General features: G+C 65.2%; 8 protein-coding genes. 6 read left to right on the forward strand and 2 right to left on the reverse strand.

Going from position 1 to position 7,315, the window contains the following annotated elements; translation table 11 throughout:
- Positions 1-289 precede the first annotated feature (289 nt).
- From BU124_RS14250 to BU124_RS14275, 6 genes are all read left to right on the forward strand, one after another.
- Positions 290-1,591, forward strand: a complete 1,302-nt coding sequence (locus tag BU124_RS14250; protein WP_084864234.1) for an extracellular solute-binding protein — start codon at positions 290-292, stop codon at positions 1,589-1,591.
- A gap of 72 nt (positions 1,592-1,663) precedes the next feature.
- Complete coding sequence (locus BU124_RS14255; protein WP_084864235.1) at positions 1,664-2,545, forward strand: ABC transporter permease subunit; 882 nt, start codon at positions 1,664-1,666, stop codon at positions 2,543-2,545.
- Positions 2,546-2,557: 12 nt separating this feature from the next.
- The gene (locus BU124_RS14260) at positions 2,558-3,409 is read left to right on the forward strand and encodes an ABC transporter permease subunit (RefSeq protein WP_084864236.1); all 852 of its coding nucleotides are present in this window, start codon (positions 2,558-2,560) and stop codon (positions 3,407-3,409) included.
- A 9-nt stretch (positions 3,410-3,418) separates the two neighbouring features.
- Complete coding sequence (locus BU124_RS14265; RefSeq protein WP_084864237.1) at positions 3,419-4,456, forward strand: ABC transporter ATP-binding protein; 1,038 nt, start codon at positions 3,419-3,421, stop codon at positions 4,454-4,456.
- Between the two features lie 8 nt (positions 4,457-4,464).
- Positions 4,465-5,448 carry an endonuclease/exonuclease/phosphatase family protein gene (locus BU124_RS14270; RefSeq protein WP_342743750.1) on the forward strand — a complete coding sequence of 328 codons (984 nt, stop codon included), beginning with the start codon at positions 4,465-4,467 and terminating at the stop codon, positions 5,446-5,448.
- A gap of 140 nt (positions 5,449-5,588) precedes the next feature.
- Positions 5,589-5,912 (forward strand): PAS domain-containing protein, encoded by a 324-nt coding sequence (locus BU124_RS14275; protein ID WP_143530022.1) that lies wholly within the window; start codon positions 5,589-5,591, stop codon positions 5,910-5,912.
- Positions 5,913-6,139: 227 nt separating this feature from the next.
- On the opposite strand, the gene BU124_RS14280 is transcribed toward BU124_RS14275, so the two are convergent.
- Positions 6,140-6,400, reverse strand: coding sequence for a hypothetical protein (locus tag BU124_RS14280; protein WP_084864240.1), 261 nt, complete (start codon positions 6,398-6,400; stop codon positions 6,140-6,142).
- A gap of 43 nt (positions 6,401-6,443) precedes the next feature.
- Positions 6,444-6,713 (reverse strand): hypothetical protein, encoded by a 270-nt coding sequence (locus BU124_RS14285; protein ID WP_084864241.1) that lies wholly within the window; start codon positions 6,711-6,713, stop codon positions 6,444-6,446.
- Between the last annotated feature and the right edge of the window lie 602 nt (positions 6,714-7,315).

Here is a 7,315-nt window from a genome sequence, read left to right on the forward strand (position 1 = left end):
TCCGGGACCCTGCGTAAACCGTCAAGACGCCCCCGCATCGTTCGAGCGGAAGAGCAAAGCGTATCATCCGCGCGCCAGCCCTGCGCGACGCGGTCGTCACAATACCTTCGCATTACTTTCAAATCAGCATTACGTGCCGCGTCCACCTCCAGTGGGTGCGTTGGGTTCGGGTCGGCGTCTGCTGATGCGGCGTGGTCTTGCTTTTCGGGACCCACGACCAGCAGTCCCCTTTCCGCGCCGCACCAACGTCATCTCGACCACTCGGATATGTTCAATGGAAGGAACAGCAATGTCCCGTATCACTCTCACCAGCGTCGCGGCCACCCTGGCGCTGACCAGCGCGGCCACCGCGCAGACGGAAATCGATCTCTGGCACGCCATGGGCGGCGCGCTCGGCGAAACCGTCAACGCGATCGCCGAGGACTTCAACGCCTCGCAGGACGAGGTCGTGCTGACCCCGGTCTTCAAGGGCACCTACGAGGAAACCCTGACCGCCGGCATCGCCGCCTTCCGTGCGGGCGAACAGCCCAACATCATGCAGGTCTTCGACGCCGGCGCGGCGACCGTCATCGGCGCCGAGGGCGCGACCATCCCGGTGCAGGACCTGCTGGCCGAGAACGGCGTGGACTTCGACATCGAGGACTACATCTCGGGCGTGCGCTACTTCTATGCCGACAGCGACGGCAAGATGATCGGCATGCCGTTCAATTCGTCCTCGCCGATCATGTATTACAACGAGGACGCGCTGGACGAAGCCGGCGTGACCCCGCCCGAGACCTGGGAAGAGTTCGCCGAGACGACGGCCCCGGCGCTGGCCGAGGCCGGCTACATCCCGCTGGCGCAATCGCACCTGCCGTGGATCTTTACCGAGAACTTCATGTCGCGCCACAACCTGCCCTTCGCCACCAACGACAACGGCTATGACGGCAACGACACCGAGATCCTGGTCAACAACGACGCCCTCAAGGCGCATTTCTCCGCCCTGACCGACTGGCAGGACGCGGGCTACTTCAAGTGGTACGGCACCGGCTGGGGCGACAACCAGACCCCCTTCGAGGAAGGCAAGGTCGCGATCTGGCTCGGCTCGTCCGGCTCCTTCGGCGGCCTGGCGCAGAAGGACCTTGGCTTCGACTTCTCGGCCACCTTCCTGCCCTACTGGGAAGCGGTGACGACCGAACCCAAGCAGACCTTCATCGGCGGCGCGGCGCTGTTTGCCATGTCGGGTCATTCCGCCGAAGAGAACGCGGCCACCGCGAAGTTCTTCGAGTTCCTGACGTCGCCCGAGACGCAGTACTTCTGGCACAAGGAGACGGGTTACGTGCCGATCACCGAGGCCGCCTACGAGCTGGCCCAGGAAGATGGCCACTACGACCGCATGCCGGCCGCCGAAGTGGGCATCCAGCAGCTTTCGCTGCCCGCGGGCGAGAACACGCGCGGCTATCGCATGGGGTTCTACGTGCAGATCCGTGACGTGATGAACCGCGAGTACGGCCGCATCCTGACCGGTGAGACCAGCGTCGAGGAGGCCTTCCAGACGATCGAGACCGAGGCCAACCAGCTGCTCGAACGTTTCGCCAAGACGCAAGGCTGACCCCTTTCGCAACACACCGAACGGGCGGCCATCTGAAGATGGCCGCCCGACCCTCATCAGAAAGACCCCCTCATGAAACGCGCGGGATTTTCCACGCCCTGGCTGCCGGTGCTGCTTCTGGTGCCGCAACTGGCCATCATCGCGATCTTCTTCTACTGGCCGGCGATCGTGGCGCTGCACTCCTCGTTCTTTCTGCAGGACCCTTTCGGCTTCGGGTCGACTTTTGTCGGCCTGGACAATTACACCAACCTGCTGGGCAGTGCCGAATATCGCCGGGTCGCCGTCTTCACCCTGACCTTCACCCTTCTGGTGACGGTCTTTTCGCTGGCGCTGGCCCTGCTTCTGGCCGTCAAGGCCGACAAGGTGTTGCGCGGGGCCAAGACCTATCGGACCTTGCTGATGTGGGTCTACGCGGTTGCCCCGCCGGTTGCCGGGTTCATCGCCGTCATCCTGTTCAACCAGAGCTGGGGGCCGCTGACCGAACTCTTCGCGCTGTTCGGCCACACCTACATGGTGGGCGTGAATTTCAACGACACCGCTTTCGCCATGATCCTGGCCTCGGTCTGGAAACAGGTGCCGGTGAACTTCATCTTTTTCCTGTCGGCGCTGCAGTCGATCCCGCGCTCGGTGCGCGAGGCGGCGCTGATCGACAATCGCTCGGCCTCGGGCCGCTTCTGGGACGTGACCTTCCCGCTGCTGGCGCCGACCGGGTTCTTCCTGCTGATCATCAACATCACCTACGCGCTGTTCGAGACCTTCGGCATCGTCGACACGGTGGTGAAGGGCGAGCCGGGCAACAATCCCATGACCCTTGTCTACAAGGTCTACGTCGACGGGTTCCGCGGCAATGACCTGGGCGGAAGCTCGGCGCAGTCGGTTATCCTGATGGTCCTGGTGCTGGCGCTGACGGTCTTCCAGTTCCGGCTGCTCGAACGCCGCATTCACTATACCTGAGAGGCCCGGGCCATGCGCAAACCGAAACTGTCGACCGTCATCGACCACGCCGTTCTTATCGCGGGCAGCCTGTTTTTGATGCTGCCTTTGTTGATGCTCCTGCAGATGACCACGATCCCCGACACCGAGATCATCCAGACCGGCCCGTCGCTCAAGATCGGCGACCAGTTCGGCGACAACCTGGAAAAGGCGATGCTGCAGGCCTCGGGGTTTTCGGGCGAGAACACCGGCATGTCGATGCTGAAAAACAGCTTCATCCTCGGCATCGGCTTTGCGGTTGGCAAGATCGTGATCGGCATGACGGCCGCCTACGCGATCGTCTATTTCCGCCTGCGCTTTGCGACGCTGGCTTTCTGGCTGATTTTCACGACGCTGCTGCTGCCGCTGGAGGTGCGCATCCTGCCTTCCTACGAGGTGGTGCAGCGTCTGGGGATGCTGAACACCTATCAGGGACTGATCATCCCGCTGATCGCCTCGGCCACGGCGACCTTCTTTTTCCGGCAGTTCTTCCGGTCGGTCCCCGAGGAACTGGTCGAGGCCGCACGGATCGACGGTGCGGGGCCAGTCAAGTTCTTCGTCGATATCCTCGTGCCGCTGTCGAAGACGATGATCGCGGCGATGTTCATCATCATGTTCGTCTACGGCTGGAACCAGTATCTCTGGCCCACCATGATCACCACGGACGAGGACATGTACACGCTGGTGCGCGGCATCAAGCAGATCGTTCAGGTGCTCGAAGGGGCCGTGGTGCCCGAATTCGGCCGCTCGAACGTGCTGGCGCTGGTGGCGGTAGTGCCGCCGGTGCTGGTGGTGGTGTTTTTCCAGAGCTGGTTCGTCAAGGGCCTGACCGAATCCGACAAATAGGCAAGAAACATGGCACAGGTTCACTTCAGCAACATCGGCAAGACCTACCCGAACGGGTTCGAGGCACTCAAGCCGACGGATTTCGAAATCCAGCAGGGCGAGTTCGCCGTGCTCGTGGGGCCGTCGGGCTGCGGCAAATCCACGCTTCTGCGCATGGTCGCGGGGCTGGAAGAAATCACCTCGGGCGAGTTGTCCATCGCCGGGCGCATCGTGAACGCGATCGACCCGGCCGACCGCGACATCGCCATGGTGTTCCAGAACTACGCGCTCTACCCGCACATGAGCGTGCGCAAGAACATCGGCTACGGGCTGAAGAACCGCGGCATTCCCAAGGCCGAGATCGCCGCCAAGGTGGACGAGGCCGCGGCGCTGTTGAACCTGCGCGATCACCTCGACAGCAAGCCCAGCCAGCTTTCGGGCGGGCAGCGCCAGCGCGTCGCCATGGGCCGCGCGATCGTGCGCGACCCGGCGCTGTTCCTCTTCGACGAGCCGCTGTCCAATCTCGACGCCAAGCTGCGCCATCAGATGCGGATCGAGATCAAGGCGCTGCAACGCAGGCTTGGCGTCACCTCGATCTATGTCACCCATGACCAGGTCGAAGCCATGACCATGGCGGACCGTATCATCGTCATGAACGCGGGCCGGATCGAACAGATCGGCACGCCGGCCGAGGTTTACCACGACCCGGCGAGCACCTTCGTCGCCGCCTTCATGGGGGCGCCGCCGATGAACCTGCTGCGGACCCGCGCCGAGGCGGGGCAATTGCAGCTGAACGGCGGCGCGCTCTGCGACACCGCGCACCGGGGCGAGGTTATCGTGGGCGTGCGCCCCGAGGATTTCCTGCCCGACCCGGCAGGTCCCGTCTCGATGCAGGTGGACATCGTGGAAGAACTCGGGGCCCATCGCCTGCTGCACGGCAAACTCGGGCCCGAAACGGTGACAGTACACGTCGGCAACGAATTCGCGGCCGAGCCGGGACCGTTGCGCCTGTCCGTCAAGCCGGGCGCGGTGCGCCTGTTCGATGCCGAGGCGGGCCACCGGATATGAGGCCCCGCGTGCCGCGGTTGCAACCCCTCAGCGAGGCCGAGCGCGCCGAGATATCGGCGGCCCCGCGCACCAGCACGGCGCACCGCGCGCTGCTTGCCCGACTGCCGGCGATGAACGCGGTCGAATGCGGCGGACAGGCCGGGCTGGCGCATCTGCACCGCGACTTCACGGTTCTGGCCTGGAACCTGGAGCGATGTCTGTTCCCACTGGACAGTGCCGCGCATGTCGCGCCCAAGGGGCCGCAGGTCCTGTTGCTGTCAGAGATGGATCACGGCATGGCGCGGACCAAGCAGCGCCACACGACCGAAGACATGGCGCGCGCCCTGGGCATGGCATATGCCTTCGGGGTCGAATTCTTCGAGATGGGCCTCGGCGGCGCGACCGAGCGCTCCTTCTGCGAGGACGACGACAACAGGCTCGGCTGGCACGGCAACGCGATCCTGAGCGCCGTACCCTTTGAGGACGCGACGATGTTTCGCCTCGATGACCATGGGCACTGGTTCACCCCGGACGCGGGCGGCGATGCCGGCCAACCCCGTATCGGCGGGCGTAACGCGATTGCCGCGATCCTTCCCGGTGCGGACGGGCCGATCTGCTTTGTCTCTACGCACCTTGAAAGCAATGCGCGGGCCGACCACCGTGCAACGCAGTTCGACCGGCTCATGGACGGGGTGGACCGCTTCGCCCCGGATATGCCCGTGATCATCGGCGGCGACCTGAACACCGGCAACAGCGCGCCACCGGGCGATGACTGGCGCGACGAGCCGCTGTTCGACCGCGCCGGGGCACGCGGCTACGATTGGTCATTGACCCCGGCGGGCGTGACGACGCGGCCCAGCCTGATCACCCCGCATCCGGCCCGTCGCATGAAGCTTGACTGGCTCTGTGCAAGAGGGCTGACCTGCCTGCGCAACGCGCTTCTGCCGTCGCTTGACGCAACCGGCACGCCCCTGTCAGATCATGATGCGGTCCTGGCAACGCTGCGCGGGTGAGGCTGGCGCGGGCAGGCCGGCGCGTCACGTCCGACGGCGCGGGGCCTTGAGGGCCGCCAACCCTCACGGAGCTTTGAGCGCGGACGCTGTTTCCGACGGGGCGGCGCGGTCACGATGTGATACCCAGGCCTAGAGACGGCGTGAGCAACCCCTGGCGAGACGGCATGGACCTGTCGGCGCACGCCGGCCACCCAGCCGCCGCGGTTCTGGCCGAGAATTTCGACCCCGCCGTGCTGATCGACGCGGGCTCTGGGCGGTTTCTGGGCGCCAACGGCGCGGCCCGCGAGATGCTCGGCTATTCCGAGGAGGAACCTTCGGCGACGACGCCCGCCGACATCCACCCCCACGAGCTCGCGCGCCTCGAGGGTTTCATCGCGAATGTGCGCCGCGAAGGGCGGTGGAACTCCGACGCGCTGTCCTGCCGGACGCGCGACGGGCAGACCGTGCAGGCCGGCCGCGCCTGATCGCGAGCGGTTCCTGCTGGCCGACGTGGTGGAAGAGCTTGCCGCCACCGCCACAGGCCCCGACAGGGCCGCCGCCACGCTGGAGTGCATGGCCGCCGCCGACGTGCTGCTCGACGCCGATTTCGACCAGACCTACCGCACCCTGCTCAACCTCGTGCGCAACGCCTTCAACGCCGGCGCCGGCCGGCACCTGCTTTCGCGGCACGCTTCCGTTCTCGGGCTGAGCCTCAGCCGAGGCGGTATTCGGGATCGATCCGCGTCCGGTCGAGGTTGGCCGAGAAGGTGGCGACGGTGTATTCGCCGATCACGCCGATGATTTCGAGGATCTCGGGGAAAGACGGGCCGCGCTCCTCGTAGCTGGCAAGCTCAGCGCGCCCAAGCTTGCCACGGCTCGCGAGACGTGCGCGTGGCCCCCCGATCACCAGATCGAGCCGCGGCTCGCCCGTCATCTCGCCCTTCGCGGTGGCATCGACCACCGCGTCGGACACAACCAAGGTCGTTCACGCTATAGTGGCTGAGCGCCTCGATGCATTAGTTGCACTCGCAGTAATTGGCGACCTCGAGCGTCACGAGGCAGTGCTCTGTCTCGGTCAGCGCGCCACCGGCCAGATATTCCTTCATGGACACGAGCCCGGCCATCGCCCAGGGATTGCGCAGGATCATCCGGTAGACGTTCGGCACGCCGTGCGGGAAGATCGCCCGCAGCCGGGCCTGCAGCGCCGCCCCGTCAAAGGGTGTTCCGGCCGACGGCGGACGGTCATTTGCATTGGCCGCACGCGGCTCGGGCTCTTCGGCGGACATCGCAGGCTTCTTGTTCGGGCTTGTGGATCTCGACGGTACGACAGGCCCCGCTTGGCTTGCATCCTGCCTCGACGCCATCGTGACGCAGCGACAGGTCCCCTGTGCATGTGAGTGCCGTCCCGGCGCGCGACACAGGTGCGACTTGGGAAAGCCCTGGTACAGTTCGCGCCTCTCTACCGGCGCGACACGCCGGCTCGCCCCTCGTGAGGCTGCAACGGGGTGTTCGTGCACTTTCCGAGCCCTTGATGATCAGGCGCGTTATTCCTCTATGGCCAAACAAGGTCCGCATCATTGCATGGCGACCCCTGCGCATCGCTGCCGTTCATGGCCTGCACAGCGAATGACCGCTGCGCGCCCTGACCGACGGACCGACACGACCGGCTCAGACCGGACATCCAGTCGCTGACCCCTTGCTGCGATGCCGCCTGTCGAAGCGGTCATTCGTGCATCATGCAGCGTTTTCTTGGGTCAGATGGCAGCTTTGCGGGACAATGCTGCCATCGGGCAACGTTCGCTTCCGGTGTCAATCATTTGAAGCTAAAGGAGCGTGGGACGCGCTTGAGGTATTGCCGGTATGGCTCTGCATACACCCCTTCAGGGAG

Source organism: Salibaculum halophilum, from assembly GCF_002094885.1.
Lineage (GTDB): Bacteria > Pseudomonadota > Alphaproteobacteria > Rhodobacterales > Rhodobacteraceae > Salibaculum > Salibaculum halophilum.